At 64.7% G+C, this 25,427-nt stretch carries 21 protein-coding genes; 8 read left to right on the top strand and 13 right to left on the bottom strand.

What is annotated here, in order from left to right:
- Positions 1 to 12 precede the first annotated feature (12 nt).
- Both G3574_RS08090 and G3574_RS08085 read left to right on the top strand, forming a co-directional pair.
- Positions 13 to 894, top strand: a complete 882-nt coding sequence (locus tag G3574_RS08090; RefSeq protein WP_163961850.1) for a hypothetical protein — start codon at positions 13 to 15, stop codon at positions 892 to 894.
- A gap of 70 nt (positions 895 to 964) precedes the next feature.
- A complete protein-coding gene (locus tag G3574_RS08085) occupies positions 965 to 2,026 on the top strand; it encodes a potassium channel family protein (protein WP_235953170.1) in 1,062 nt (353 codons plus the stop codon).
- Positions 2,027 to 2,030: 4 nt separating this feature from the next.
- Here G3574_RS08085 and G3574_RS08080 read toward each other — a convergent pair whose 3' ends face one another.
- Positions 2,031 to 2,477 (bottom strand): GNAT family N-acetyltransferase, encoded by a 447-nt coding sequence (locus G3574_RS08080; RefSeq protein ID WP_328804764.1) that lies wholly within the window; start codon positions 2,475 to 2,477, stop codon positions 2,031 to 2,033.
- Positions 2,478 to 2,629: 152 nt separating this feature from the next.
- Here G3574_RS08080 and G3574_RS08075 point away from each other — a divergent pair, with 152 nt between their 5' ends.
- Entirely contained in the window at positions 2,630 to 3,514 is an 885-nt protein-coding gene (locus G3574_RS08075; protein WP_235953164.1) for an alpha/beta hydrolase, read from the top strand.
- Positions 3,515 to 3,538: 24 nt separating this feature from the next.
- Here G3574_RS08075 and G3574_RS08070 read toward each other — a convergent pair whose 3' ends face one another.
- Entirely contained in the window at positions 3,539 to 4,423 is an 885-nt protein-coding gene (locus G3574_RS08070; RefSeq protein ID WP_163961846.1) for an NAD(P)-dependent oxidoreductase, read from the bottom strand.
- Positions 4,424 to 4,671: 248 nt separating this feature from the next.
- Between G3574_RS08070 and G3574_RS08065 the strand changes: the two genes are divergently transcribed.
- Complete coding sequence (locus G3574_RS08065) at positions 4,672 to 5,976, top strand: solute carrier family 23 protein (RefSeq protein ID WP_163961844.1); 1,305 nt, start codon at positions 4,672 to 4,674, stop codon at positions 5,974 to 5,976.
- Positions 5,977 to 6,223: 247 nt separating this feature from the next.
- Here G3574_RS08065 and upp read toward each other — a convergent pair whose 3' ends face one another.
- The 3 genes from upp to G3574_RS08050 form a co-directional block, all read right to left on the bottom strand.
- Positions 6,224 to 6,874 (bottom strand): uracil phosphoribosyltransferase, encoded by a 651-nt coding sequence (upp, locus tag G3574_RS08060; RefSeq protein ID WP_163961842.1) that lies wholly within the window; start codon positions 6,872 to 6,874, stop codon positions 6,224 to 6,226.
- Positions 6,875 to 6,924: 50 nt separating this feature from the next.
- Complete coding sequence (locus G3574_RS08055) at positions 6,925 to 8,970, bottom strand: M3 family metallopeptidase (RefSeq protein ID WP_328804763.1); 2,046 nt, start codon at positions 8,968 to 8,970, stop codon at positions 6,925 to 6,927.
- Positions 8,971 to 9,057: 87 nt separating this feature from the next.
- Positions 9,058 to 10,146: an AI-2E family transporter gene (locus G3574_RS08050; protein WP_163961838.1), complete on the bottom strand. Its 1,089-nt coding sequence runs from the start codon at positions 10,144 to 10,146 to the stop codon at positions 9,058 to 9,060.
- Between the two features lie 286 nt (positions 10,147 to 10,432).
- Between G3574_RS08050 and G3574_RS08045 the strand changes: the two genes are divergently transcribed.
- Positions 10,433 to 11,665 carry a PGAP1-like alpha/beta domain-containing protein gene (locus G3574_RS08045; protein WP_163961836.1) on the top strand — a complete coding sequence of 411 codons (1,233 nt, stop codon included), beginning with the start codon at positions 10,433 to 10,435 and terminating at the stop codon, positions 11,663 to 11,665.
- Positions 11,666 to 11,817: 152 nt separating this feature from the next.
- Here G3574_RS08045 and G3574_RS08040 read toward each other — a convergent pair whose 3' ends face one another.
- The 4 genes from G3574_RS08040 to G3574_RS08025 form a co-directional block, all read right to left on the bottom strand.
- The gene (locus G3574_RS08040; protein ID WP_163961833.1) at positions 11,818 to 12,411 is read right to left on the bottom strand and encodes a hypothetical protein; all 594 of its coding nucleotides are present in this window, start codon (positions 12,409 to 12,411) and stop codon (positions 11,818 to 11,820) included.
- Positions 12,408 to 14,477 carry a hypothetical protein gene (locus G3574_RS08035; RefSeq protein WP_163961831.1) on the bottom strand — a complete coding sequence of 690 codons (2,070 nt, stop codon included), beginning with the start codon at positions 14,475 to 14,477 and terminating at the stop codon, positions 12,408 to 12,410. Before G3574_RS08035 ends, G3574_RS08040 begins: the two co-directional genes overlap by 4 nt.
- A gap of 474 nt (positions 14,478 to 14,951) precedes the next feature.
- Positions 14,952 to 18,155, bottom strand: a complete 3,204-nt coding sequence (locus G3574_RS08030) for an efflux RND transporter permease subunit (protein WP_163961829.1) — start codon at positions 18,153 to 18,155, stop codon at positions 14,952 to 14,954.
- Positions 18,156 to 18,158: 3 nt separating this feature from the next.
- Entirely contained in the window at positions 18,159 to 19,346 is a 1,188-nt protein-coding gene (locus G3574_RS08025; protein ID WP_163961827.1) for an efflux RND transporter periplasmic adaptor subunit, read from the bottom strand.
- 243 nt (positions 19,347 to 19,589) lie between these two features.
- Between G3574_RS08025 and G3574_RS08020 the strand changes: the two genes are divergently transcribed.
- Positions 19,590 to 20,297, top strand: a complete 708-nt coding sequence (locus G3574_RS08020; protein WP_163961825.1) for a haloacid dehalogenase type II — start codon at positions 19,590 to 19,592, stop codon at positions 20,295 to 20,297.
- Here G3574_RS08020 and G3574_RS08015 read toward each other — a convergent pair.
- A complete protein-coding gene (locus tag G3574_RS08015) occupies positions 20,282 to 21,034 on the bottom strand; it encodes an SDR family NAD(P)-dependent oxidoreductase (protein ID WP_163961823.1) in 753 nt (250 codons plus the stop codon). The genes G3574_RS08020 and G3574_RS08015 overlap by 16 nt on opposite strands.
- Before the next feature lie 237 nt (positions 21,035 to 21,271).
- Here G3574_RS08015 and G3574_RS08010 point away from each other — a divergent pair, with 237 nt between their 5' ends.
- On the top strand, positions 21,272 to 21,676 hold the full coding sequence (locus G3574_RS08010) for a hypothetical protein (protein WP_163961821.1): 405 nt from the start codon (positions 21,272 to 21,274) through the stop codon (positions 21,674 to 21,676).
- A 120-nt stretch (positions 21,677 to 21,796) separates the two neighbouring features.
- On the top strand, positions 21,797 to 22,375 hold the full coding sequence (locus G3574_RS28655; RefSeq protein ID WP_163961819.1) for a glycine zipper 2TM domain-containing protein: 579 nt from the start codon (positions 21,797 to 21,799) through the stop codon (positions 22,373 to 22,375).
- A 126-nt stretch (positions 22,376 to 22,501) separates the two neighbouring features.
- On the opposite strand, the gene G3574_RS08000 is transcribed toward G3574_RS28655, so the two are convergent.
- The 3 genes from G3574_RS08000 to G3574_RS07990 form a co-directional block, all read right to left on the bottom strand.
- Positions 22,502 to 23,569: a sensor histidine kinase gene (locus G3574_RS08000; protein ID WP_163961817.1), complete on the bottom strand. Its 1,068-nt coding sequence runs from the start codon at positions 23,567 to 23,569 to the stop codon at positions 22,502 to 22,504.
- 212 nt (positions 23,570 to 23,781) lie between these two features.
- On the bottom strand, positions 23,782 to 24,405 hold the full coding sequence (gene folE, locus G3574_RS07995; RefSeq protein ID WP_163961815.1) for a GTP cyclohydrolase I FolE: 624 nt from the start codon (positions 24,403 to 24,405) through the stop codon (positions 23,782 to 23,784).
- Between the two features lie 115 nt (positions 24,406 to 24,520).
- On the bottom strand, positions 24,521 to 25,147 hold the full coding sequence (locus tag G3574_RS07990; RefSeq protein ID WP_163961813.1) for a tetratricopeptide repeat protein: 627 nt from the start codon (positions 25,145 to 25,147) through the stop codon (positions 24,521 to 24,523).
- Between the last annotated feature and the right edge of the window lie 280 nt (positions 25,148 to 25,427).

Raw genomic sequence — 25,427 nt, 5'->3', positions numbered from 1 at the left:
AATCCGACTGACATGCCAACCAGCCTGCGACAGATGCTGCCCCTGCCCATGCTGCCCGCCGACCGGCAAAACCGGCGGCTGGCCGGCTTCCTGCTGGTCTCGGTCCTGCTGCATGCCTTGCTGCTCCTGGTAGTCCGCCAGCCGGCCCTGCTGGATTTCCCGGCCGGGGAGCCGAACGATGCCCCGATCTCCGTCCGCATCGAACGTGCGCCTCCGCCGCCGCGGTCCGCGCCGGTCGCGCCCGCCGAACCCCGGCCCGCCCCTAAGGAAAAACAGGAAAAGCCGAAGCCGCCCGTCAAGCGTCCGCCGCAGGCGCGCATCAAGCCCTTGCCCAAGCCTTCGCCTGTTCCCGCCGCGCCCGACGTGACGCCGCAACCCGTTCCGCAACCGCTGCCATCCGAGCCGCCCGAACAGGCGCGCACGCCGCCCGCGGCGGACATGTCCGAAATGATCGCCGCCGCGCGCGCGCGCCGCGAAGCGCAGCGCGCCGCCGAAACCGGGAATTCGGAGCAGGCGCCCACCGAGCCCGGCAAGAACGACATCGCGCTCGCCAACATCAACCGCGACCTGCAGCGCGCCTCGCGCAAGCCTGTGCTGACCAGCGGCGTGTTCCAAATCGTGAACAAGGGCGTGCGGACCGCGCAGGTGCAGTTCCGCGGCTGGGATCCCGCCTCGGATGCCACCTGGCGGCAGACGCTCGACGTCGATGCCGGCCTGAACGGCGACATCGACCACGCCATCGTCCGCCGCATCATCGCGCTCATCCGCACCCATCACAATGCCGACTTCAACTGGCAGTCGCACCGCCTCGGCAGGGTGATCGTGCTGTCGGCACGCCCGCAGGACAACGCGGCGCTGGAAAGCTTCCTGATGCAGGAATTCTTCGGCGGCTGATTCCTCACACGATTGCAAGCAGGGCTTGCAACAAGGGCGCCGAAACGGATTGGCTCTAGGCTACAATCTGATGGCCGCAGGCAATCAGCGTCCATCCATGTTCACGTTCTTCCAGATCTTCCAGGCCAGCCCCTACTACCGGCGCATCATGACCGGAATCTTCCTGATTCTGGTGATCCACGTCATCGGCACGCTGGGCTACCTGAAGATCAGCGACTTCACCGCCAGCACGGTCGACGCGGTCTACATGACCTTCATCACCGTGGCTACCATCGGCTACAGCGAAGTCATCGACATGACCGGCAAGCCCGAGGGACGGATCTTCACCATCCTCGTGGCCTTCATGGGCATCGGCACCTGGACCTACCTCTTTTCCACGATCACCGCCTTCGTGCTCGAAACCAATCTCAACCAGGCCTACAGGAGACGGCGCATGGAACGTGCCATCGAGGAATTGCGCGACCACTACATCGTATGCGGCGTAGGCCGCGTCGGCAGCTACGTGGCCGATGAACTGCTCAAGACGAAGCGGCCCTTCGTCGCGATCGACGTCGGCGAAGCCATTCTCCAGGCGCACGTCGAACGGACCGGGCACGAGATGTATCTCATCGGCGACGCATCTGATGACGACGTGCTGCGGCGCGCCGGCGTGGAGCATTGCCGCGGCGTGTTCGCCGTCAGCGGCGACGACAGCAAGAACCTCGTGATCAGCCTGTCGGCGCGCCAGCTCAATCCGCGCGCCCGCATCGTGGCCCGCGTGCATGATCCGCGCAACGCCGACAAGACGCGCCGCGCCGGCGCGGACGAGATCGTATCCCCCGACTTCACCGGCGGCATGCGCCTCGCCTCGGTCATGCTCAGGCCGCATGCGGTCAACTTCATGGACATGATGCTGCATACCGATAACAACCTGCGGGTCGAGGAAGTCGTCGTGCCGGACGGATTCCCGAGCTGTTCGGTCGCGGCGCTGGAACCGGGCGCTGACTGGATCCTGGTCGCCATCCGCGTCGGCGAGCAGTGGCATTTCAACCCGCATCGCGACATGCGCATCGCGCCAGGCAATACCCTGGTCGCCATCACCAGTCCCGAGGGCAGGAAGTCGCTGGAGCGCACCGTCGGGCTTGCGCCATGATCGGTCATGCCATGGTTCCGGCCGCCTTGATGTAGTAGTTGTCCCACTCTTCCTCGCGAACGAGAACGAAGCCGTGCCGCAGGTAGAAGCGGTTCGAGTCGCTCCCCTTCAATGCGCCTACCCGCACGGACTTGCCAAGCGCGTCGGCCTGGCGGAACACGTCGCGCAGCACGAGCGAACCGATCCCCGCGCCCTGCCATGCCGGCAGGATGTACAGGTGGTCCAGCAACAGGTCTTCTCCATCCGGCCTGATCACCACGAAGCCCACGCGCTGTCCATCGGCGAGGACATGCCGTGTATGCGCGGGAGAAAACGTGGAAAGAAAGCGATCCCGCGCGCGCTGCGGATCGAAGCGGCCCAGCCTTTCGAGGCTCTCGCGCATCGCCGCGATCCGCAGCCTGACGAGGTCTTCCGCATCTTCTTGCCGTACTGCCGAAAATTCGACGTTCACCGCGCCTCCGCATGTCATTGGGGGTTGTTCAAACCATCCGCGATGATGCTAGGCGATGGAGTTCGCGCTGTCAAAGCGTCTCGTGCGGCGATGTGCATAGTCGGGTTTCACGGTATCCTGATGCAAGGCATTCAACCCAACATGGAGGCAAGATGCAATTGAAGAGACGGGCCAAGATAGCGTTCGCGGCAATGACAGGATTGCTGGCCGCGGCGCTGTCGCCGACTACCTTTGCGGGCGAAGTCATTCGCGACCAGTTCGTGTCCGCCACGCTCGGCCGCGCCATCCCCTTCACCGTCTATCTTCCCGACGGCTACAAGGAAGCCGCGCAGCCGTTTCCCGTGACTTACCTGCTGCACGGCGCGGGCGGCGATGAAAGCGAGTGGGTGGCCAAGGGCAGCGCCGGACATACGCTCGACGGCCTCATCAAGCGCGGACTGATGCGCCCCACCGTTGCGATCATGCCGACCTTCGGTCCGGCCTCCTGGTGGGCCGACGGCGCGAGCGAGCGGGACGAGACGGCGTTCATGACCGAGCTCATCCCCTATGTGGAATCGCGGTACAAGGTCGCGGCCGAACGCGGCGCGCGCTCCATCGGCGGCCTGTCCATGGGCGGCTACGGCTCGCTCAACCTCGCGCTCAAGCATCCCGACCGCTTCTGCGCCGCGGCCATCATCAGCCCGGCGATCTATGATCCCCTGCCGCCGGAGACCTCCGCGGCGCGGCGCACGCCGCAATTCGTGCGTGACGGCAGGTTCGATCCGGATACCTGGAAGGCCCTGAATTATCCGGCGCATCTCGAGGCCTACCAGAAGGGGCAGGAAAGGGTGCCGATGTGGATCGTGTCCGGCGACCACGACAAGTTCGGCATCGCCCTGATGTCGGCGCAGGTCTTCTGGCGGCTGTTCCAGATCCAGCCGAAGCAGGTGGAATTGCGCGTGATCGACGGCGACCATGAATGGATGACCTTCCGCGACGCCCTGCCCGATGCATTGCAGTACGTGGATGCGCAGTGCGCGCGCGGCAGCATCCGTTAGCCACTTTAGCCCCTGCCAGCGCTATCAGCCCTTATCCGCCGGCACGTCCGGCGAGTAAAGCTTCGCCACGGCGGTCATGTTGGCATCGCCCAGTCCGCGCTTGATCGCTTCGCGAAACACGTCGCGCGCCGCCGCGATGGTCGGCGCCGCTTCGCGCGCGCCGGCGATCCGCATCGTGTAGCCGAAGTCTTTCTCGATGAGCGCCACCGGGAATTGCGGGGCGAAATTTCCGGACAACATGGAGCCCGAGAGGCGCTGCGCCACGGGGCTCCATGCCGGTGTGGCGGCCACCGCCTTGAGCGCCTGCTCCGCGTCGGCCCCGGCGCGCCTGAGCATGCCGATCAGTTCGGCCAGGGCCGTCAGCTGGACGCCGAGCAGGGTGTTGGTCGCCAGTTTTACCAGGGCGCCCGTCCCCAGCGGACCGACATGCTGAATCGCCGACGCCATCGCCTTCAGCACCGGCTCGCATCGCTGCAAGGTCGACGCCTCGCCGCCCGCGAGGTAGATCAGCTGGGCCGCCTCCGCCTGCGGCAGGCTGCCGGAGACCGGCGCTTCCAGCAGCGCCACCTGCTGCCGGGCGGCATGCTTGCCTAGTTCGCGGATCCAGTCCGGGGTCACCGTCGAGCTTTCGATGATGACGGACCCGGCCGCCATGCCCGCAAGCGCGCCCGTTCCGGGAGCCAGCCAGACCTCGCGCGAGGCGTCGTCGTCGCGCACCATGGACATCACGAATTCGGCGCCGGCCGCTGCCTCCTGCGGCGTGCGCGCCTGCCTGGCGCCCGCCGAGACCAGCGAGGCGGCCGCCTCGGGTGTCCGGTTCCAGACCGTCACCGCATGGCCGGCCTTGATGAGATTGGCAGCCATGCGCGAGCCCATCGCGCCGGTGCCGAGTACGCTGATTCTTGTCATGGGGTAAGCCCTTTCATTTGGTTGGTCATCCGTCATCGCCATCATGGTAGAACGGCTCGATGCGAGCCGGTTCCGTGCCGGCCCGGGGAAACGATGGGCTTAAGGGCAGCGGCGGGGCGCAAGTGCGGATTGTCATTTCATCCATCCAACAATACACTGTCCTCCGCATTCAATAACGATTGGCGTTCCCGGCGGACGCCATGTCACGCAAACCGGACGGGCGAGCCCGTTCCTCTCTGGAGAACCTGATGGCGGAATCCTATTTTCCGAAGTGGCGCGTGCGGCAAGGCACGGATGATGGCAACGGCGCGGTGGTGAGCACCGACGAGCGGCTACCCTGGCCGCAGACCATCGCCATGGGCCTGCAGCACGTGGTCGCGATGTTCGGCGCGACCGTGCTGGCGCCGCTGCTGATGGGATTCGATCCCAACCTGGCGATCTTCATGTCGGGCATCGGCACCTTGCTTTTCTTCGTCTTCGTCGGCGGCCGCGTGCCCAGCTATCTCGGGTCGAGCTTTGCCTTCATCGGACTGGTGATCATGGTGACGGGTTATGGCGGCCAGGGGCCGAACGCCAACGTCGGCGTGGCGCTCGGCGGCATCATCGCCTGCGGCGCGCTTTACGCCCTCATCGGCCTGCTGGTGTCAGCCATCGGCACCCGCTGGATCGAGACCCTGATGCCGCCGGTCGTGACCGGCGCGGTGGTGGCGGTGATCGGCCTCAACCTCGCGCCGATCGCGGTGAAGGGCGTCACCGGCAACAACTTCGATGCCTGGATGGCGCTCGTCACCGTGCTGTGCGTCGGCGTGGTCGCGGTGTTCACGCGCGGCATGGTGCAGCGCCTGCTGATCCTCATCGGCCTGCTGCTTGCCTACGTGCTGTATGCCATCGCCACCAACGGCATGGGCCTGGGCAAGCCCATCGACTTCGGCGCGGTGGCCAGCGCGGCCTGGTTCGGCGTGCCGAAGTTCGTTTCGCCGGTGTTCCGGGCCAACGCCATGGCGCTCATCGCGCCCGTGGCCATCATCCTGGTCGCGGAAAACCTGGGGCACGTCAAGGCGGTGAGCGCGATGACCGGCAAGAACCTCGACCGCTACATGGGCCGCGCCTTCCTCGGCGACGGCGTCGCCACCATGCTGTCCGGCGCCATGGGCGGCACCGGCGTCACGACCTATGCGGAAAACATCGGCGTGATGGCGGTGACCCGGATCTATTCCACCATCGTGTTCGTCGTTGCCGCAGTGATCGCGCTCGTGCTCGGCTTCTCGCCGAAGTTCGGCGCCATCATCCAGACCATTCCCGGGCCGGTGCTGGGCGGTGTGTCCATCGTCGTGTTTGGCCTGATCGCCGTGGCGGGTGCGCGGATCTGGGTGGAAAACCGGGTGGACTTTTCGCAGAACAAGAACCTCATCGTCGCCGCGGTGACCCTGGTGCTGGGCGCGGGCGACTTCACGCTGAAGCTGGGACAGTTCTCGCTCGGCGGCATCGGCACCGCGACCTTCGGCGCGATCCTGCTGCACCTCCTGCTGTCGTTGCGGGACGAACGAAGCTGATAAGGTTGAAGGCAGTGAATGATTAGCCCCGGCTAATTTTTATGCGGGGCGGCAAGCGGGTGGGGCATCATTCGCTTGCCACGGAGAGCCGGGCACCCTGTCATGGAAATGCGCTGCATCGACCTGTTCCCAGGTCATCAGGCGCATGGCAGAATGACTATCGTGCCCGGCCCGTAGCAACCAGGCCATTACCCCAATCCCCAATCCCCCAATCACACCTGCCAGGCAGCCTGTCCTTACTTGGTGCCTACTTGGTGCCGAAGAGCCGGTCCCCGGCATCTCCCAGTCCCGGCACGATATAGGCGTGGTCGTTCAGGTGCGAATCGAGCGACGCGACATACACCTTCACGCCGGGATGCGCATCCTGGAACACCTTCACTCCCTCCGGCGCCGCGACCAGCGCCACGAAAACGATCTGCTCGTCGCTGACCTGGCGCTTCTTGAGCACGTCCACCGCGTGCACCGCCGAATTGCCCGTCGCGAGCATCGGATCGCAAAGGATGAAGGTGCGTTCCGAAGTGTCCGGCAGGCGGACCAGGTATTCGACCGGCCGGTGCGTTTCGGGATCGCGGTACACGCCGATGTGGCCGACACGCGCCGAGGGAATCAGCTCCAGCAGGCCGTCGCTCATGCCGATGCCGGCGCGCAGCACCGGCACCACCACTAGCTTCTTTCCGGCGATGACCGGCGCGTCGATGGGCTGAAGCGGCGTTTCGACGCGCATCGTCGTCAGCGGCAGGTTGCGCGTGATTTCATACCCCATCAGCAGCGTGATCTCGCGCAGCAGTTCGCGGAAGGTCCGGGTGGACGTGTCGCGGTCGCGCATGTGGCTCAGCTTGTGCTGGATCAGCGGATGATCGAGGATATGCAGGTTGGGAAAGCGCGGGTCTTGTCTCATGATGTCATGGTCGGGTTGGAGAGGGGCGGCCAATGCGGCCGTCCCGGCGTTCAATGCGCGGGCGCGGCGATCAGGCCGCGCTTGGCGAGCATGGGTTCGACGCGCGGATCGCGGCCGCGGAAGGCGCGGTAGGCAAGCGTCGGATCCTGGGTATTGCCGGCGCTGTACACGTGGCGCAGCAGGCGTTTAGCCGTTTCTTCATGGAACGGGTCGCCGGCCTCCAGGAAGGCATCGTAGCCGTCCGCGTCCAGCACCTCCGCCCACATGTAGACGTAGTAGCCGGCAGCATAGTAAGGCCCGCCGAACAGGTGCTGGAAGTGCGACAGGTAGTGACGTTGGCCGATGTCTTCCGGAATGCCGAGGATGCGCTGCTGCTCGGTCTCGAAGGCGGCGATGTCGACCTGCGTGCCATGGGGCAGACTATGCAGGGCCATGTCGATCAGCGCCGGCCCGGTGTACATCACGGTTTCCCATGCCTGGTTGAAGCGCCGCGCTCGCTTCAGGCGCTCGCGCAGCGCGGCGGGCATGGGCTCGCCGGTGGTCACGTGCGTGGCGAATCGCTGCAGCACGGCTTCTTCCTGGGCCCAGTGCTCGAACAGCTGCGAAGGCAGTTCAACGAAATCCTGCAGTACCTGCGTGCCCGAGAGACGCTCGTAATTGACCAGCGACAGCAGGCCGTGCAGCCCATGGCCGAATTCATGGAACAGGGTGCGCACATCCTCGAAGCTCAGCAGCGTCGGCTGGGCCTTGGCGAAGTTGTTGTTGTTGATGACGATCGGCAGCGTGCCGCCGCCATGGCCGGACTGGTTGCGGAAGACATGCATCCAGGCGCCGCTGCGCTTGCTCGGCCGGGCAAAGTTATCGCCGATGAAGAGGCCGATCAGCTTGCCGGCGGCGTCATGCACTTCCCACAGCCGCGCATCGGGATGATGCAGCGGCACGCTGTGCCGTTCCTCGAAGCGGATGCCGAACAGGCGCGTGGCGCAATCGAACATCGCAGCAATCATGTTCTCGAGGCGGAAATAGGGTTTCAGCTCGGCGTCGTCCAGGCTGAAGCGCTGCTGCCTGACCTTTTCCGCGAGATAGCGCCAGTCCCAGGCGGCGATCGGCACCGGCTCGCCGAGCGATTTCGCCATTTCGGTCAGGGCCTCGCGGTCGACCGCGGCCTTGGCCTTCGCCGGCTCCCAGACCTTTTCCAGGAGCGCGGAAACGGCGTCGGGCGTGCCCGCCATGCGGTCGGCAAGCTGGTAATGGGCGAAGCTCGGATAGCCGTGCAGCCGCGCCTGTTCCTGGCGCAGGCTCACGAGTTCGGACGCGATCGGACGGTTGTCGTGTTCGCCGGGATGCGCCCCGCGCGACACGCGTGCGCGCCACAAGGCTTCACGCAGGTCGCGGCGGGAAGAGAAGCTCAGGAAGGGTTCGGCTAGCGAGGGGGAAAGCGTGATGATATGGCTGCCCTCAGGCAAGCCGCGCTGCGCGGCCGCATTGCGCGCGGCGGCAACCAGGTAATCAGGCAAGCCGGCGAAGTCAGCTTTCTCGCGCAGCGGCAGCGCGAAGGCGGCCTCGTCCGCGAGCACGTTCTGCGCGAACCTGGCTTCCAGTTCCGCCATGCGCTCCATCAATTGTCCGTAGCGCGCCTTCGCCGCCTCGGGCAGCTTGGCGCCGGCACGCACGAAATCGAGGTGGATGCGTTCGAGCAGGCGCAGCTGCTCGGGCTGCAGATCGAGCGCATCGCGGCGCGCATGCAAGACATCGATGCGCGCGAACAGCTTGTCGTGCAGGTAGATCGCATTGCGGTGGCCGGCTAGCGTCGGCGCGAGCTCGAGTTCAACGGCTTGCAGCGCCGGCGAGGTTTCGCTGGAGGTCAGGTTTTCGAACAGCAGGCTCAGGCGCGAGACCAGCCTGCCCGAGCGGTCGAATGCGGCGATCGTGTTGTCGAAGTCCGGCGTTTCGCCGGAAGAAGCGATGGCGTCGAGTTCGGCAAGATGCGCCGGCAGCGCCTGGGCAAAGGCCGGCGCGAACAGCGCGGGCTGCACCTTGTCGAAGGGCGGCAGGCCATAGGGGGTGTCCCAGTCGGCCAGGAGGGGGTTATTCACGAGGGTATCGTTCATGGAATGGAGTCCGGATGCGGAACCAGCATTCTAGAACGGTTTTGCCCATCCGCTAAGCGGGCGCGGACCGGGTCAGCCTTTGCCCGCGCCGCCATCCTTGCTCGGGTTCTGGCCATGATCCGAAAGCTGGGAAAACAGATCCCAGGCGGCAATGAAGAGCGCCGCGACGACCGGCCCGATGACGAAGCCGTTCAGGCCGACGAGGGCGATGCCGCCAAGGGTGGACACCAGCACGACATAGTCTGGCATCCGGGTGTCCTTGCCGACCAGTATGGGCCGCAGGACGTTGTCGATCAGCCCGATGACGAACACGCCCACCAGGATAAGCACCACGCCTTGCCATATCGCGCCGGTGAGAAGGAAGTAGATGGCGACCGGCGCCCATACCAGCGCGGCGCCGACCGCCGGCAACAGGGACAGCAGCGCCATCAGGAAACCCCACAGCAGGGCGCCTTGCACCCCGAGCAGGGCGAAGGCGATGCCGCCGATCAAGCCTTGTACCGCCGCGACCGCGATATTGCCCTTTACCGTCGCGCGGATGACGGTCGTGAAATTGCTCAGCAGGGTCTGCTTGTGTTCCGTGCTTAGCGGAATGGCTTGCCTGATGCGCCTGGCCAGTTGCGGACCGTCCCGCAGGAAGAAGAACAGGATGTACAACATGACGGTGAGGTTGACCAGGAAGTCGAGGGTGTTCTGTCCGATGTTGACCGCGTGCGCCGCAAGGGCCTGACTGCCCTGCGCAGCGGAATTCGAGAGCTTCTGTTGCATGGAGGAGAGATCGCCCAGGTCGAAGCGTTCGAGCAGGCCGCGCATCCAGCCGGGCAGGGCCATCATCGCCTGGTGGAAATATGCGCCGAGATCAAACTGGCGCGAATGGATACGCTCATAGAATTGGCTTCCTTCCTTCAAGAGGGCGGAACCGACCAGGGCCAATGGCAGGATGACCAGCACCAGGATGAAACCCAGCGTGATGAGGGCCGCCAAATTCTTCCTGCCGCGCAGCCTTGCCACCGCATGGCGCTGGAACGGCGCGAACAGGATGGCCAGTATCGTGGCCCAGAACACCGCTCCATACATCGGAAACAGGATCCACCCGAAGGCGATGGTCACGATGACCAACAAGGCGAGGAACGTCTTGCGATGGAAATCCGGAGATTGCATGCCTAACCCAATGTGATTTTATTTTTCATGAAGCCCATGCCCAAGGGTAACGGACACTTGCCTTTGCGCCAAGTGGCAACGGGTTTAAAGAATGACACGTGCCGATGTGTAAAATTCTCCGGGGGCGGCAAATCTTGGCGGCTGGCCTATTTCGTGCGGCAGTAAGTCCAGCGGGCATGCAATTAGGCAACTCTAGAACCCATCCACTAGGTTGGCGCTATGGCATCTTTCCCTTAAATGGTAAGGTGGTTTGCATGCGCTATCCAATTCCCACGCGGGCCATGCCATGAGCTCGCTTCGCCGCATCCTCTCTGCCGAATGGCAATCCTATGCGGACTTGCTCGGGTTGGCCGTTGACGGCATCGCCGACGTCGTGGAGGAAATCCATTGCGCCATTCCTTTGGGGCCTGTTGCCCGGCAGAAGGAGGTCCAGTCCCGGGCGAACGGCATTGCGGGGCTTGCCTATCGCGCCGTCCATGGCATCAACGGGGTGACGGTCGCAGTGGTGCGCAGCGCGTTGGCCACCGCATCCCGGGCGCAAAACGCAGGGCTGTTGCCTTCGAGACCGGATAACCCCGCAAGCCTCGAGCATGCCAGTGAATCGCTGACCGCCGTATTGAACGGTGTGATCGGCGACCGACTGGCAGCGAAAGGCAGTGCGCTAGCCATCACTATGCAGATTCGCGCCCGCGGCGTGCCCGTACCCATCACCGCCGATGCCCTTGCCAACGCTTATGCCGGAGCCTCCGGCAGGCTCGTGCTGATGGTACATGGCCTGTGCATGAACGACCTGCAATGGCGCAGGCACAACCATGACCATGGCGAAGCCCTGGCCCGCGACCTCGGCCTTACACCGCTTTATCTTCACTACAATACCGGCCGCCACATCCATGAAAACGGCCTCGACCTTGCCTGTCTGCTCGAAAGGCTGACGGCGGCATGGCCATGTCCGGTCGACGAAATCAACATCGTCGGACACAGCATGGGCGGGCTGGTCGCTCGCAGCGCCGTGCATCATGCACGGGAGTCGGGAAAGGAATGGCCCGAGCGACTCGAACGCATGGTGTTTCTTGGCACGCCGCACCACGGTGCGCCTCTCGAACGGATTGGCAGCAGGGTCAACGCCTGGATCGAATCCGCGCCATACTTGTCGGCGTTAGCCCGGCTCGGCGATGTGCGGAGCAACGGCATCACGGACCTCTATGACGGTGCTGTGTGCGCGCCGGATGCGGCGCAGGAGATAACTGGCGCCTCGCGCCGCGCCGTGCATGTGCCGCTACCGAAATCGGTACGGTGTCATGCGATCGCCGCGACGCTAGGCCAGAAGCAAGGAGATTGGCGAGACCTCATGCTTGGCGATGGCCTCGTTCCCCTCGATAGCGCGCTTGGCAGGCATCAAGACAAGCGCCTGGCCTTGCAATTCAGCCGCCGTCAATGGACCGCCCATGCAACCGGCCATTTGGATCTGCTCAGCGATACAAAGGTCTACAAGCGCATCCGAACCTGGTTTTCCCGCTGATATTTTTGGCAGAGAAAAGTTTGGGTATCGCGGCCGCGGTCGACATAGATCAAGCGCTCTGGCGTCCTGCGCCTGGAAAACGCAAACGAGAGGGCGGTAGCAGGCGAACACCTAACTCCGAACCGATGTGCTGAAAGCGAAACAAATCCGGATCAGGCCCGCTGCAAGGCGTCCGCCGCCAACAGCAAGCTGAAATCACCATCCCATTGCCATCCTTCTGCGCCATCCGGGCCGAGCCAGGTCCAGCCAGAGGGGTGGAAGTCGGACATCATCACCAGCAACGCGCGTCCAGGGTTGTTCTGCAAGGCAGGCGATGCCTCAGCCTGTTCCATCAGGAATTCCGTCATGCCGAGAATGCCTTCGAGCCTTGCCCGCTGCACGACCGGGTCGTCATAGGCGCCGCCCCAGCGGCACTGGGTGAGGACCGCGACGCGCCGCGACACGAGGTAGTAATGGAATGCCCATGAGCCGGTGCCATGCCCATCGATGCCGAACGCGGCCTGGTCCATCAGGTTGCCATGGCCGTGCCTGGCGATGCAGGCATCGACATGGCGCTTGAGCTGATAGAGCGGCGCGACGGGGAGATGGTCTGCATAGCAGCCTGGCGCGGCTTCCCGCAGCCTGTCTTTCAGCACATCCGGCATGGGCAAGTCGGGCAAGTCTTGCGCCCGGAGATAGCCGACCGCCTCCGCCGGCAGTGCCGCCGTGTTGATGGGCGAGGGGGCGCGGTGCGCGGTCGGTGTCATGGGGTCGGCGGCAAGAGTGGCAAGGAAGGCTGGCTCACCGGTATGCCGAGGAGCTGCCGTTTGTGCTCGGACCCGAGTTGCCGCTGCGCCCGCTCGAGGTATCCCGATCTGGAAGAAAACGCTTCCACCGAATCGACGATCCGGTTCTCCCGCTCCATGTTGGCCAGTTCGACCAGGGTATCGGCAAGCCGGGCACGGAAGCTGAAGAGCTGGTCTGGCGTGAGCAGGCTGGAAACCGCCGGGCCGATGCTGAATTTTTGCAGGTCCTGGCTGATGTCACGGGTCGTCTCGCGAGGCAGGCCAACCGAGAAGAACTGGAACTCGCCTTGCGCCCGCTTCAACTGTTCCAGCGTGCGGATCTTCGGCGGAAAGCTGGCGTCGTTGTCGATGCTGAAGACGCCAGGTCCCTGCTTGCCGTCGCCGGGCGTCACGAGGATGTTGCCTTCATGGGTATCCAGCGCACCCGTGAGCCGGTGCAGGAATGCCAGCTGGTTGAATTTTTTGATGATGGCGCGATGGTTGAAATCGACTTTGGGATTCGGTTCCGAGACGCTGATGCTTATGCCATTTGCCGTGTAGGTGATTGCATGGCATCCGAGCGTTTTGCAGAGATTGTCCAGTTGTCCGGGATGCCTCTGCAGCGTCGGCCGCAGCTGGCTGACCCGTTCGTGCAGCCGGGTGCCCGGCGGGATGCGCGTAAACCATTCCTTCACCTTTGCCGGCGGAGATCCGGCCTTCACGTATTCCATGGCAAGGAAGAGCTCGCCGGCATAGCTGCCGTCGGGCTGCTGCACCCTGTAGACGCAGAAGCTCGTGTGGGGAACGATGTTCCATCCCAAACCTTTCGCAACTTCATAGGTGGCCAGGTTGTTCAAGCCGTGGCGCGCATTGGCTTCGGTGATTCCGGCGTTCGATTCGGCGACTGTCAGTTCATTGCTGTCGCATTCGCTTTTCAGGACATAGCGCAGGGTCATGCCCGTCGCCAGCACCCGGCAGTCGGCCCAGAAGACGCTGTTGCAGCCGCCCTTGGCAAGGTACTGTGGCGACGTCAGCGGCATCACGGTAGGGAAGGTGGCCGGAACGAGCGGAACGCCGGTTCCGCGGTAGGCTTGAAGATAAGAACGAAGGGTTTCCACGCTCGGCTTCATCCGGGTCAGGAACGCATGCTCTCCCGGGCTCAGCCTGCCGAATTCATCGTAGCTGACGCTTGCGGGCACGGCGAACGGGAAGATGCCTGCCGCCGGATTGCCCAGGTCTGGTTGCGCCGGGTGGGCAGGCAAAGTGGGTGTGCTGGCTGCCTCAGGTAGCTTGGAAACGTCGGGAGCCTTGGGCGCGCCGGTCGGCAGCGGCGTCTTTTTCAGTGCTGGCCGGCTGAAAGAACAATAGGGATTCTGGCTGATTGCGGGCGATTGGCGCTGTTCGCCCTGCTTCAAATAAGCGTCGTGCATCGCGGACATCAGCGTCAGGATGCTCTTGCCCAGATGCAGGTGGGCGTTGATCAGGCTGTCGTGCCGCGCCGTGGCGGCGGGGAGTTGCTGCGCGCGATCCTGCTCGAGCTTCTTGGCCATCTCCTGGGTTGCTGCGAGCTGCCGTGCCAGCGCCACGTAATCGGCGCCAGACTCCTGGGAAAACAGGCCGTGCCAGCGGCTGTTCGCGGCCTGCAAAACCGTCCCATCCACCTCGACGGGCGGCAGCATGGTTGCGGCCTTGAGTTGCGCCTGCATTGGAGCGATGCAGGCGGCGCAGATGCGATTCACGGTCTGGGGGTCAGCCGGCTTGCCGAACGTCGCAAGGAAGGAAAAGGCCTCTGCCGTCCGTTCGCCCCAGGTGTCGGTATTGGACGCCTTGGCGCCTTCCATGGCGAGCATCCGCGCGATCTCGACGCCGGTATCCAGGTTGACTTTCATGAAGTCGACGGCGACTTCCATCGCGCAGCGGTCGTCCTGTTGCGCCTTTTCCATGCCCGGATCAGGAGGGCGCGGCGCCTTGGCCAAGTCCCAAAGCAGGCCTTCCTCCGCCAGCTCCTGGATGACGGACAACTTGCCGGTTTCGATGGCCCGATACATGTCTTCGACCAGGATGGCGCGCTCGGCCTCGCTGGGCGAAGGCGTGTTCAGGCATGAATCGGGGGACCACGCCTTTTCCTCGGAACCAGCCTTGAGGCCTCCGCCCGAAAACGTTCCTCCTTGCCTGGAGAGACGCGCAGAGGAGGAAAGCGAAGCAAGGCCGTCCTGTCCGACGTGATGACAGATGACGGGTGCAAGGCTTCCGGAAGCCGTTACGCCCGAGGAGGAACAGGAAGAGGGCGCCGGAAGGAAAGCGCCTCCCGATAGGATGGACTGCGAAGGTAGCATAGGGTCGGGCCGGACTGTGATGACAGGGCGCCGGCCTGACCAGATCAATGCGCAGAGGCGGTCTGCGATGATCTGTCAACGAATGGTGGCAAGGCTAGGATAGGTCCAGGCTTGCGCGTCGAACGGTGGAATGTTGCCGGCATACCCGCACTTGGTGGCAGCCGGCAACAATCGGTTCAATCGTCTTCATGCACGGGCGGCACCGCGCTCGCGAACGCCCAGGCGCAGCAGCCTGCGCGCTCCCCGGTACAGCAGGCGCACGAAAACCAGCGTCAGGAGGGCTTCGGCGAAGGTCAGCAGGAAGGCGACCAGGCCGTTCCAGCGCTCGGCGCGCCGCTTGAACTTGGCCACCATGCGGTCGTGCGCGATTTCGATGCTGTCGTAGAAGGTCGGCACCACCAGCAGCGTCAGCAGCGTGGAGGTGATGGTGCCGCCGATGATCGCCACCGCCAGCGGACGATAGAACTCGCCGCCTTCGCCCGCGCCGATGGCGACCGGCAGCATGCCGGCGATCAGCGCGAAGGTCGTCATCAGGATGGGGCGCAGCCGCATCCGCCCCGCGTACATCAGCGCTTCCTCGCGGTCATGCCCTTCGGCTTCGCGCTTGCGCGCGCAGTCAAGCAGCAGGATCGCGTTCTTCGCCACCAGGCCCATGAGCATGATGACGCCGATGAAGCTCATCAGGTTCAACGTGCCCTTGGTCAGCAGCAGGCTGATCACGACGCCGATCAGGCTTAGCGGCAGCGAGAGCATCACCGCGATCGGCGCGGTGAACGATCCGAACTGCATCACGAGGATGAGGTACATCAGTCCGATGCCCATCACGAGTGCCACGCCCATGTTGGAAAACACTTCCTTCTGGTCGCGCGAGGCGCCGCCGAGCTGGATGCCGTAGCCTTGCGGGAAATCGATTGCCTTGGCCAGGGCCACTGCCTCCGAGGTGATCTCGCCCGGCGAGCGGCCCTGGGCGTTGGCCGAGACGGCGATCATGCGCTTGCCATCCATGTGCTGGATCTTCGCCGGCCCCTTGCCCATGGTGACGGTCGCGATCTGGTCCAGCGGCACCATCATGCCGCTCGTTCCCGCCGGGATCGGCAGGCGCTCGATGTTTTCCGCGTTCACGCGGTCGTCGGGATGCAGGCGCACCGCCACGTCGCGCGATTCCCCGGTCGGATCCACCCAGTCGCCGACCTCCACGCCTGCGAACGCCACGCGCAGGGTCTGCGCGGTGTCGCCCACCGAGATGCCCATGGCATTCGCCAGGCCGCGGTGCAGCTCGATCTTCAGTTCGTCCTTGGGCGCCTGCTCGGACAATCCCACGTCGACCGCTCCCGGCACCTTCGCCAGCTTGTCCATGAAGTCGGTGGTGATGGCCATCAGCTTGCGCGCGTCGGGACCGTAGAACTGGATCTGCACCGGCTTGTTCGCACCATTGTTCAGGTCTTCGAGGACGACGTATTCCGCCCCGAGCAACTGCTTCATCAGCACGCGCAGGTCCACCGCAATGTCCCCCGCCGAACGGCTGCGTTCGGTGCTCTTGCCGATGTCGACGTACACCCGCCCGCCGGTCGCGTTGACCGTGCTGTTGGTGGCCTTGGTCTCGGCGATCGTCCGCGCCAGTTCCGCCGCCTTCTCGACCTTCATCTTCGCGTAGTCGAGGCTGGTAGAGGAGGGCGTGCGAATATCGATGGCGATGGTGCCGAAGTCGGACGCCGGCAGGAAGCTCGAGCCGCCGAACTTCGCATGCAGGAGGATCGCGCCGACCAGGGTGAGGCCGGCGATGACCGCCATCCATTTGCGGTGATGCAGGGCCCAGGCGATGACGTTGCCGTAACGATCGGCTTGATGGTCGAACCAGCCGTTGAACTTCGCCAGCCACAGGCTGATGCCCGTCTTCGGCGCGTGGTGGTGTCCCGGCGGGTCGCCCCAGTAGGCCGACAGCATCGGGTCGAGGGTGAAGGAGATGAACAGGCTGACGAGCACCGAGCTGGCGACGGTCAGGGCGAAGGGCCGGAACCACTCGCCGGAAACGCCCGGCATGAAGGCGACCGGGATGAAGACCGCAATGATCGAGAAGGTCGTCGCCGCCACCGCGAGGCCGATCTCGCGGGTGCCGTTGCTGGCCGCGGTGCGCCGGTCCTCGCCCATTTCCATGTGCCGCACGATGTTCTCCCGCACCACGATGGCATCGTCGATCAGCACGCCGATCGCCAGCGACAGGCCGAGCAGCGTCATGAAGTTGAGGGTGAAGCCGCACAGCCAGACGGCGATGAAGGCCGCCAGCACCGAGGTCGGCAGGCTGAGCGCGGTGATCAGGGTCGAGCGCCAGGAATTCAGGAAGACGTACACCACGAAGATCGTCAGCACCGCGCCGAACACGAGCGATTCGATGACGTTGTTCAGGCTGTTCTGGGCATCCTTGCCGCCGTCCTGGGTCACGTCGATCTTGGTGCCTTTCGGCAGGGTGGTGTTGAGTTCCTTGACCAGGTCGCGGATCTTGTCGGCGGTGGTGACCGTGCTGGCGTCGCGCGAACGCTGGATGGAAATGCCGACGTTCGGATTGCCGTCACGCAGGCTGAACGAGGTCAGTTCGGCGAAGCCGTCGGCGATTTCCGCAACCTGGCCGAGACGCACCACTTCATTGCCGCGCCGTTTCACGATGACGTCGCGGAATTCCGCCGGCGATTCGATGCGCCCGACGAGGCGGATGCTTTGCTCGTCCAGCGCGCCGCGCACCTTGCCGACCGGCGCGGTGGTGTTCTGCTGGCGCAAGGCCTCGACCACTTCCCCGACCGACACGCCGTATTCGCGCAGCCGCTCGGCGCGCAACAGCACGCTCAGCTCGCGCTTGAGAGAACCGTTGATCGTCACCACGGCCACGCCGTCGATGCCGCGGAAGCGATCGGCAAGCTGGTCCTCCGCCAGGCGCGAGATCGCCGCATGGCTTTGCGTGGTGGACGACAAGGCCAGCTGCATGATGGGCTGGGCGGATGGATCCACGCGCTGCAGCACCGGCTCGCGCATTTCCAGCGGCAGCTTGTAGCGGACCGCGCCAATGGCGTTGCGCACCTCGTCCGCCGCCAAGATCATGTTCTTGTTGAAGTTGAAGAAGATCAGGATGCTGGCGTTGCCTTCGCTGGCCGTGCCCTGGATCTTGTCGACGCCGGCGATGCTCTGCAGGGATTTCTCGATGCGGTTGATGACCTCGCGCTCCACGGTTTCCGGGGATGCGCCGGGATAAGGCACGTTGACCACGAGGATGGGCTGCTCGACATCCGGGATCTGGTTGACGCGCAACTTCTTCAAGGCGAGCAGGCCGAGGCACATCAGGGCGATGATGATCACGACCGTCGCCATCGGGCGGCGGATGCTGAAGTCTGATAGGAACATGGCTCAGCTCCCCTTGGTGGCGTTGGCGGCCGCGCCGGCGGAACTGCCATTGACCTTGTCGTTGCTGGCGGCGGCGCCCGGCGATGGCGCGGCGGCAAGTTCGACTGCCTGGCCGTCCTTGAGCGTGGTGACGGGATTGCGCACGACCTTGTCGCCGGCGGCGAGACCCTCGCGCACGATGACGTCGCCGCGGCGCGGATCGCGTTCGCCGAGCGTCAGCGGGGTCTTGTTCAGCTTGCCATCCTTGACCCGCCAGGCGAAGGCGTTGTCGCCATTGCGGACGAGCGCGGCCTCGGGGATCGTCATGCCCTGCACCGCGCCTGTCTCGACGCTGCCTTCGGCGTACAGGCCGGCGACCCGCGGCTGGCTGCCGTCGGCAAACTTCACCAGCACCGCGACCTGGCGGGTGGTCGGGTTGGCGGCGGGATCGACCCGGGCCACCTTGCCCGCAAACTCCTGGCCGGCATAGCCGTTGGCGCGGAAATGCACGACCTGGCCAGCCTTCACCTCGCCGACCTTGTCGGCCGAGACGAAGCCTTCGAAGCGCATGCTGGCGGGATCGATCACCTTCACCAGTTCCTTGCCGACCTGGGCGGTGTCGCCGGCCGACACCTTGCGTTCGCTGACGATGCCGTCGAAGGGCGCGCGGACCTCGGTGCGCTGAAGTTGCTGGCGTGCCTGCACGGAACGCGCCTTGGCGGCCACCAGGTCGCTCTGGGCGTTGTTGCGCCGGATTTCGGCGTCCTCGAGCTGTTGCGCGGATGCCATGCCGGAAGCGCGCAGCGTCTTGAGGCGCTGCAACTGGCGCTCGGACTGCTCGAAGGTCTGCGACGCCGCCCGCGCCGCTTCCTCGCTCGATGTCAGCGAGTCGCGGATGGCGGTGTCGTCCAGGCGGACGAGCAGGTCGCCGCGCTTGACGGCATCGCCGTTCTCCTTCAGCACCTGCAGCACGATCGCGCTGACCTCCGCGCGCAGGTCGGCACGCCGCTCCGGCTGGATCGAGCCATTGATCACCGGCCCCGAGGCCAGCGCGTCGCTCTTGATCGTCAGCACGTCCTCCGGCGCGATCAGAAGAGGGCGTTCGGCTTGCGCCGCCTTTCCTTGCTCATTCTTGCCGCATGCGCCCAGCAGGACGGCGGCGAGGATGACGGAAACGATCAGGGAAGTGGCGGGGGCAGGGGGGCGCAGCATGGGGGTCTCCGGATGGCTGTTTTAGCGTGTGCATCGATGCAGGATCGCCGCATGGACGCAAGCTCGGAAGTATCGGCGAGGCCATGATATGGTGTCAATCTCACGTGCGTCAGTCTGGGCGGCCGGCGTTGCGCGCAACGCCGTGAAACGCAGGGCGCCGTCGTCCGAAAGTGTCAGGAAGCCGAGCGGGTGAATGGCGCGCCGGCGCTGGTCCATGCATTCATCATGATCGAAAGGAAGGGAATGGCAACACCTGGAAAGGAAATCAAGATCCTGGCGTTCGACGTGTTCGGCACGGTCGTCGACTGGCACGGCAGGATCGCGCGGGAAGTGGATGCTCTGGGGCTGGGCGTGGACGGCGCGGAATTCGCGCTGGCGTGGCGCGCCGGCTACAAGCCTGCCATGCAGCGCGTCATGACCGGGGAGCTGGGCTGGACCAAGGTGGACGACCTGCATCGCATGATCCTGGAAGACATCCTGCGCCGCTTCGGCGTGACGGCGCTCGACGACGCGCAGAAGCGCCATCTCAACCTCGTCTGGCACCGCCTCGATCCGTGGCCGGACGCCGTGCAGGGCATCGCCAGGCTGAAGCGCCGCTTTACGGTATGCACCCTGTCCAACGGGAACATCGGCCTGCTGACCGCCATCGCAAAGCATGGCGGCCTGCCCTGGGACTGCATCCTGTCCGCCGAGGTCTTCAAGGCCTACAAGCCTGCGCCGGCAACCTATCTCGGCGTGGCGGAAGTGTTCGATGTCGCGCCGGGCGAAGTCATGCTCGTGGCTGCCCACCAGGACGACCTTGCCGCCGCCCGCGGTTGCGGATTGAAGACGGCGTACATCGAACGGCCCTTGGAATACGGGGCGGCGCGGGTCAATGACGTGTCGCCCGATCCCGCCAACACTTTCCATGCCAGGGACCTGCTCGACCTGGCGGATCAGCTCGGCGCCTGAAGGCGCAAGCGTCCTTCCTCAAGCCATTCATTGACGTCCATGCGTTCTCCGCTGGGCAGGCGGCTGGCGACGATCTCGGCGATCAAGGCCGCCGCTTCGGCCGGGGAACGCAGCGATCCCGTGCGCTTCAGCTCAAGGAATCGTTCGAGCTGCGGGAAATCCTCCGCCGACGCGCCGCGGATGGCGGCCTGCATTTCGGTGTCGACCACGCCGGGCGCGACATTGATCAGCCGGAAAGGATGGGCGGCAACTTCCTGTTCCAGGGCGGCGCAGCGGAAGAATGCCTCCGAGCCAGCCTTCGCCATGCAGTACAGGGACCAGCCGGCATAGGCTTTCCATGAAGCGCCCGAGGAGATGTTGATGATGGTCTTTGCGCAGGCATGGTCCTGGAAGGCCCCGATCACCCGGCTGGTAAACAGCACCGAGCCGGTCAGGTTGATGGTGACGTTGGCCGCGAGTGCGGACGGATCCTGCTTTGCCGCCGGGCCGATCGGCGTCAGCGTCGCGGCGTTGTTGATGGCAACGATTTCCTCGTAGGAATTGCCGGCAAGGGCGCTCATCTCCCGCTCCAGGATCCGCGCCGCTTCCTCCGGCCGGGAAAGATCGGTCCGTATCGAATAGGGTGCGGAACCGCTGCGCGAGAATTCCCTGACCTCATGGCCCAGCCGCAGGTAGTGGTCGCATAGCGCCGCGCCCAGACCGCGCGAGCCGCCGGAGATCAAGACAAGCTTGCTCATGTTCTTTTCCTTTCTGTTGGGAAATGATTTTCCGGATGGTGCCGGTGGTGCCGTCTCAGACGATTGTACCGCCCGCTGTCAGGAGTCATCCTGCATGCAATTGATGCAATCGTTCCCTTTCCTTCTTCGTGCGGGGTTGCCATCGAACAAGCATGTTGACCGGGAAAGACCGGGCCGAACTCGCTCGGATGCTTGCAGTCTTAATCAGCAGGCAACCCTGAACCGCAGAGGAAATTCATGAACATCAACGAAATCGTCGACAAGGCGTACCGGGACAAGAGCTTCAAGGAAATAGCGAATGCGCCGGTAAGCGCCTTGCATGGCGTCAGCGCAAAGGATGCCGAAGCCTTGGAAAAGGCATTCCGCATCCGCACGGTACGCGACCTGGCAAACCTGAAGTACGTGAAATGGGCATATGCCATTGCCACCCTGGCCGAGGAGGAGCCCAGCCCCGAGCATGAAGCCACCAAGGAAGCCCTGCTCGACGATGCGGTACAGATGACCTTTCCGGCAAGCGACCCGCCCGCCGTCACGTCCGGCATCACCCGCATCGAAGTGCCGCCAGAAATGCCGCCGGCAAGCCTCGACCACCAGAACAGCCAGGCGATCGAGGAGGTGAAAGGCAAGAACGGCAAGTCTTGACTTGCCGTGGTACTGCCTGTTACATGCGCTTACGGCTGATACAGGTTTTCCGTCTGCTTCCGGGGGGATGAGGCGTTACTATCCTCAACGCATCAACGCGTTTCATCCACGGAGAAAAAAATGGAAACCAATCAATCGTCGCAACGCATGCATCCTCTTGTCGCCGGCGCCGCCGCATCGGTGATGCTGGTCAGTTTGCTTGGCGCGGCCGCGATTACCGGCATCATTCCAACATCGCACAGCTCGAACCAGCCCAGCAGCCAGACGTTGCCGACAGCCCAGGCGGCAGCCGCGCTTCCCGCGGCGATCCCGGCGCCTGCCGCCAGCCTCACCGCGACGGCCGACGCAAATGCGGTAGCACCCCAGGCCGCGAGCGCCCAGCCGGCGCCCCGCCAAACCACCGTCATCCACAAGCACGTCGTCCAGCATACGACTGCGCGCGCTCCGGCCCCGGCTACGGTGTATGCCCAGGCTGAGCCGGTCCGGGTTGCACAGCCCGTCGCCCAGCCGGTGTACCAGCCGGCACCCGCCCCGGCACCCGTGGCACACAACAGCCCGGTTGGCATCGGCGTCGGCGCGGTCGTCGGCGGCCTGCTCGGCAGCCAGGTTGGCGGCGGCAATGGCCGTACGCTGGCAACGATCGCAGGCGCGGTTGGCGGCGGCTACGTCGGCAACGAAATCGCCAAGCGCAACCCGTAAGCCTGGCCATCGGGTGGGCGGGCGGCAAGATCGCCCATCCTGGCATCGGGACAACCAAAAAGGGCCGGAATCGCTGGATTCCGGCCCTTTTTTCGTTCGCGGGATCGGTGTGGGCCGCAACCGCCTTCAGCGGGGCAGGGCAAGGCTGAACACGGTTTCACCGCCGGCTTCCGAACTTGCCGTGACGTCGCCGCCATGGCTGCGGACGATGGCGCGGGCCACGTTAAGGCGCAGTCCCATGCTGGCATAGCCGCCTTCGTCATGCTTGTCCTCGGGGGCGTCGGGCTGCACGAAGGGATCGAACAGGCGCTCCAGGCTATGCGGCGGAATGGCCCGCCCCGTGTGCCTGATCTGGACGACGGCACGTTCCTCGGTGAGCGTCGCGCCGAGATGAATCGGAAGGCGGCGGTTGCCGTGTTCGATCGCATTCACGATCAGGTTGGACAGCGCGTGGTGCACCCGCGACGGATCGCAGACGAGCACGAGGTCGGGCATCGGGTCGCAGCGCAGGTCGATGTCTGGATAGGCGGCACGCACATCCTCGGCGACATGCTGGCAAAGAAGCGCGAGATCAGCCGACTGGAGCTGCATGATGATCGGCTTGCCAAGGCGCGTGCGGGAATAGTCGAGCACGTCCTTGACCATGGCGTTCATCGCGCCGACGCAGCGTTCAAGGCGGGCGATGGCTTCCACGCGCTTGTGTTCCGGGATGTCAGGCCGGGCGAGGTACTGGTTGGTGATGGCCAGCGCGCCCAGCGGCGTGCGCAGGTCGTGGCCGAGGATGGACAAGTGAAGGTTCTTGACTCGCTCGGCGCCGTTGGCGAACCGGTTGAGCGACTCGCACATCGCGTGGTCGAGGGCGGCATTGAACCGGCAAACCTGGTCCAGCGCATCCTGGGGCAGCGGATGCGCCTGCTGCACCAGTTGCCAAAGCGCGATCGATCGTTGCCGCAGCGCCTGAAAGGCCCGCGTCACCCGGGCGATGTCCGATCCTTCCGAGAGGCTGAGCGCCCCGAATTCGGTAGCCGCGCCGGCGTTCTCCGGGGAGCGTCCCTCCATGGATGCCGACACGTCGCCGATGGTTTCCAGCAAGGCGGCACGCCGCCTGCCGGACAGCGGGCCGGTCATGTTCAGGACTTCCGGATCGGAGAGCACCCGGTCGCCGCATTCAACGAGAAATTGTGAAAGCCGCATGAAAGTCATGATGGTTGTCGGTACCCTGGCTCGCCGCGCTCCCGGCGCTGGTCGTTCCGCGGGTATCTTTCCGCATGGAGATCTTGAGGCATTGTCGCCGCAAAGCGGCGGGTAAATCAAACCTGACGTCGAAATGGCGTCGTTATAGTTGCCGGCGGACGGTCGTCCCGCAACAGGCTTGGGCGCGCCGCCATCGAAGCGCGCCTCGCGGGTCAGACGCCCGATGCCGCCACGGTACGGCCGATCACGGCCAGGAATTCCTGCCTCGTCGACAGGTTTTCACGGAAGCTGCCCAGCATGCGGCTGGTCACCATGCCGACGCCGGGCTTGTGGACGCCGCGCGTCGTCATGCACTGATGGGAAGCCTCGATGACCACGGCGACGCCTTTTGGCTGGAGGACGTCGTTGAGGGTGTCGGCGATCTGGGCGGTGAGCTTTTCCTGGATCTGCAGGCGCTTGGCATACACCTCGATCAGGCGCGCCAGCTTGGAAATGCCTACCACGCGCCGGTTGGGCATGTAGGCGATATGGACCTTGCCGATGATCGGCACCATGTGGTGTTCGCAATGGCTCTCGAAACGGATGTCCGTCAGCACGATCATTTCGTCGTAGCCTTCGACCTCGGAAAAGGTACGCGCCAGGATCTGCGAGGGATCTTCGCGGTATCCGGCGAAAAATTCCTCGTAGGCGCGGACGACTCGCTTGGGAGTGTCGAGCAAGCCTTCGCGGTCGGGATCGTCGCCAGTCCAGCGAATGAGGGTGCGGACCGCCGCTTCAGCTTCTTCGCGCGTGGGGCGATCGCCGTTGGAACTGGATTCAGGGGTCGGTGCTGTCATTTTTCCTCCGAGAGAGCCGCGTGTGACATCTGCTGGCCGGAGTTTAACCCCATCCGCTGTTGCCTGCAGGGCAGGCAGGCAAAAACCGCCAATAACCCTGCATTGACAAGGGGAATCAGCCTGTCCGGCGGTCGGTCCGGGTGGCATCGGAGCGCGCCTGATCGCGGAGCGCCGGGCCAGCCGGAACCTGGTCCTGCGCGTCCCGCGGCAAGTCGGGCGAGCCGGCGGCATCCGCGCCGGAAGCCAGGTCGCGGGAGACGCCGATCCGCTCGATGATCTTGCGCATGTCGTCGTTCATGGCGGCGATGTCCTTGTTGAGCGAGATGCCCTTGGCGAGGCTGCGGACCGCATCCTCGAGTTCGTTCTGCACCAGCAGGCGCAAGCCGGCACCGAAATGCGTGAGGTAATGGGAGGGGCCGTAGTCGGCAAGCGGGGTCAGGACGTCGAGCGCCCTCGGGCACTGGCCGGACGTCAGTAGCAGAAGCCCGAGCTGGAAGCGCGCGACGCCCATGGCCGGGTCGAGGGCAAGGGCTGCCTGCATTTCCGCGATCGCTTCGTCGAAAAGATTGAGCTGGGCGTAGATGGACCCGAGCAGGAAACGCACCGGCCCCGTGGCATCCGGACGGGACACCGCTTCCTTCAGCAAGGAAAGGGCGGCCGCGTGGTCGTCGATGGCGGCGGCGTGCAATGCCAGCCGCATCAGCTCGGGCTGGTCAAGACTGGCGAGGGAAAACGGCAGCATGGGAAGGGTTCCTTTCGGGGACGAAGCAATCGGCTCTTTCGTGATCGTCCGGACGCTATCGTTCCACGCCAAAGACCAGGCAAGCGAGGCATGGACCGGCCCGCCCGCGCGGCGAAAGATATTATCGCCGTGGCGCATTCACTAATATTTCTAACAACGCTCCACCCTGCTTCCTAAGATGGCTCAGGCCTGTCCGGCATTCCCAGCGCAAGGGCGTGGCGGCACGGGCGCCGCTGCCGCATTGCCTGGCGCATGCAACGCGCGGCGCATGCCCCAGGCA

Origin of the sequence: Noviherbaspirillum galbum (assembly GCF_010974945.1) — a bacterium.
In the GTDB taxonomy this organism is placed as follows: domain Bacteria; phylum Pseudomonadota; class Gammaproteobacteria; order Burkholderiales; family Burkholderiaceae_D; genus Noviherbaspirillum; species Noviherbaspirillum galbum.
The sequence above is the reverse complement of the archived record's forward strand: the minus strand, read 5'-3'. Positions and strand labels throughout refer to the sequence as shown.

What these genes read in the sequence shown, in the direction of transcription:
- G3574_RS08090 (WP_163961850.1), top strand. Translation starts at nt 13, where the DNA reads ATGCCAACCAGCCTGCGACAGATGCTGCCCCTGCCCATGCTGCCCGCC.
- G3574_RS08085 (WP_235953170.1), top strand. Translation starts at nt 965, where the DNA reads ATGGCCGCAGGCAATCAGCGTCCATCCATGTTCACGTTCTTCCAGATC.
- G3574_RS08075 (WP_235953164.1), top strand. Translation starts at nt 2,630, where the DNA reads ATGCAATTGAAGAGACGGGCCAAGATAGCGTTCGCGGCAATGACAGGA.
- G3574_RS08070 (WP_163961846.1), bottom strand. Translation starts at nt 4,423, where the DNA reads ATGACAAGAATCAGCGTACTCGGCACCGGCGCGATGGGCTCGCGCATG.
- G3574_RS08065 (WP_163961844.1), top strand. Translation starts at nt 4,672, where the DNA reads ATGGCGGAATCCTATTTTCCGAAGTGGCGCGTGCGGCAAGGCACGGAT.
- upp (WP_163961842.1), bottom strand. Translation starts at nt 6,874, where the DNA reads ATGAGACAAGACCCGCGCTTTCCCAACCTGCATATCCTCGATCATCCG.
- G3574_RS08050 (WP_163961838.1), bottom strand. Translation starts at nt 10,146, where the DNA reads ATGCAATCTCCGGATTTCCATCGCAAGACGTTCCTCGCCTTGTTGGTC.
- G3574_RS08045 (WP_163961836.1), top strand. Translation starts at nt 10,433, where the DNA reads ATGAGCTCGCTTCGCCGCATCCTCTCTGCCGAATGGCAATCCTATGCG.
- G3574_RS08040 (WP_163961833.1), bottom strand. Translation starts at nt 12,411, where the DNA reads ATGACACCGACCGCGCACCGCGCCCCCTCGCCCATCAACACGGCGGCA.
- G3574_RS08035 (WP_163961831.1), bottom strand. Translation starts at nt 14,477, where the DNA reads ATGTATCGGGCCATCGAAACCGGCAAGTTGTCCGTCATCCAGGAGCTG.
- G3574_RS08030 (WP_163961829.1), bottom strand. Translation starts at nt 18,155, where the DNA reads ATGTTCCTATCAGACTTCAGCATCCGCCGCCCGATGGCGACGGTCGTG.
- G3574_RS08025 (WP_163961827.1), bottom strand. Translation starts at nt 19,346, where the DNA reads ATGCTGCGCCCCCCTGCCCCCGCCACTTCCCTGATCGTTTCCGTCATC.
- G3574_RS08020 (WP_163961825.1), top strand. Translation starts at nt 19,590, where the DNA reads ATGGCAACACCTGGAAAGGAAATCAAGATCCTGGCGTTCGACGTGTTC.
- G3574_RS08015 (WP_163961823.1), bottom strand. Translation starts at nt 21,034, where the DNA reads ATGAGCAAGCTTGTCTTGATCTCCGGCGGCTCGCGCGGTCTGGGCGCG.
- G3574_RS08010 (WP_163961821.1), top strand. Translation starts at nt 21,272, where the DNA reads ATGAACATCAACGAAATCGTCGACAAGGCGTACCGGGACAAGAGCTTC.
- G3574_RS28655 (WP_163961819.1), top strand. Translation starts at nt 21,797, where the DNA reads ATGGAAACCAATCAATCGTCGCAACGCATGCATCCTCTTGTCGCCGGC.
- G3574_RS08000 (WP_163961817.1), bottom strand. Translation starts at nt 23,569, where the DNA reads ATGCGGCTTTCACAATTTCTCGTTGAATGCGGCGACCGGGTGCTCTCC.
- folE (WP_163961815.1), bottom strand. Translation starts at nt 24,405, where the DNA reads ATGACAGCACCGACCCCTGAATCCAGTTCCAACGGCGATCGCCCCACG.
- G3574_RS07990 (WP_163961813.1), bottom strand. Translation starts at nt 25,147, where the DNA reads ATGCTGCCGTTTTCCCTCGCCAGTCTTGACCAGCCCGAGCTGATGCGG.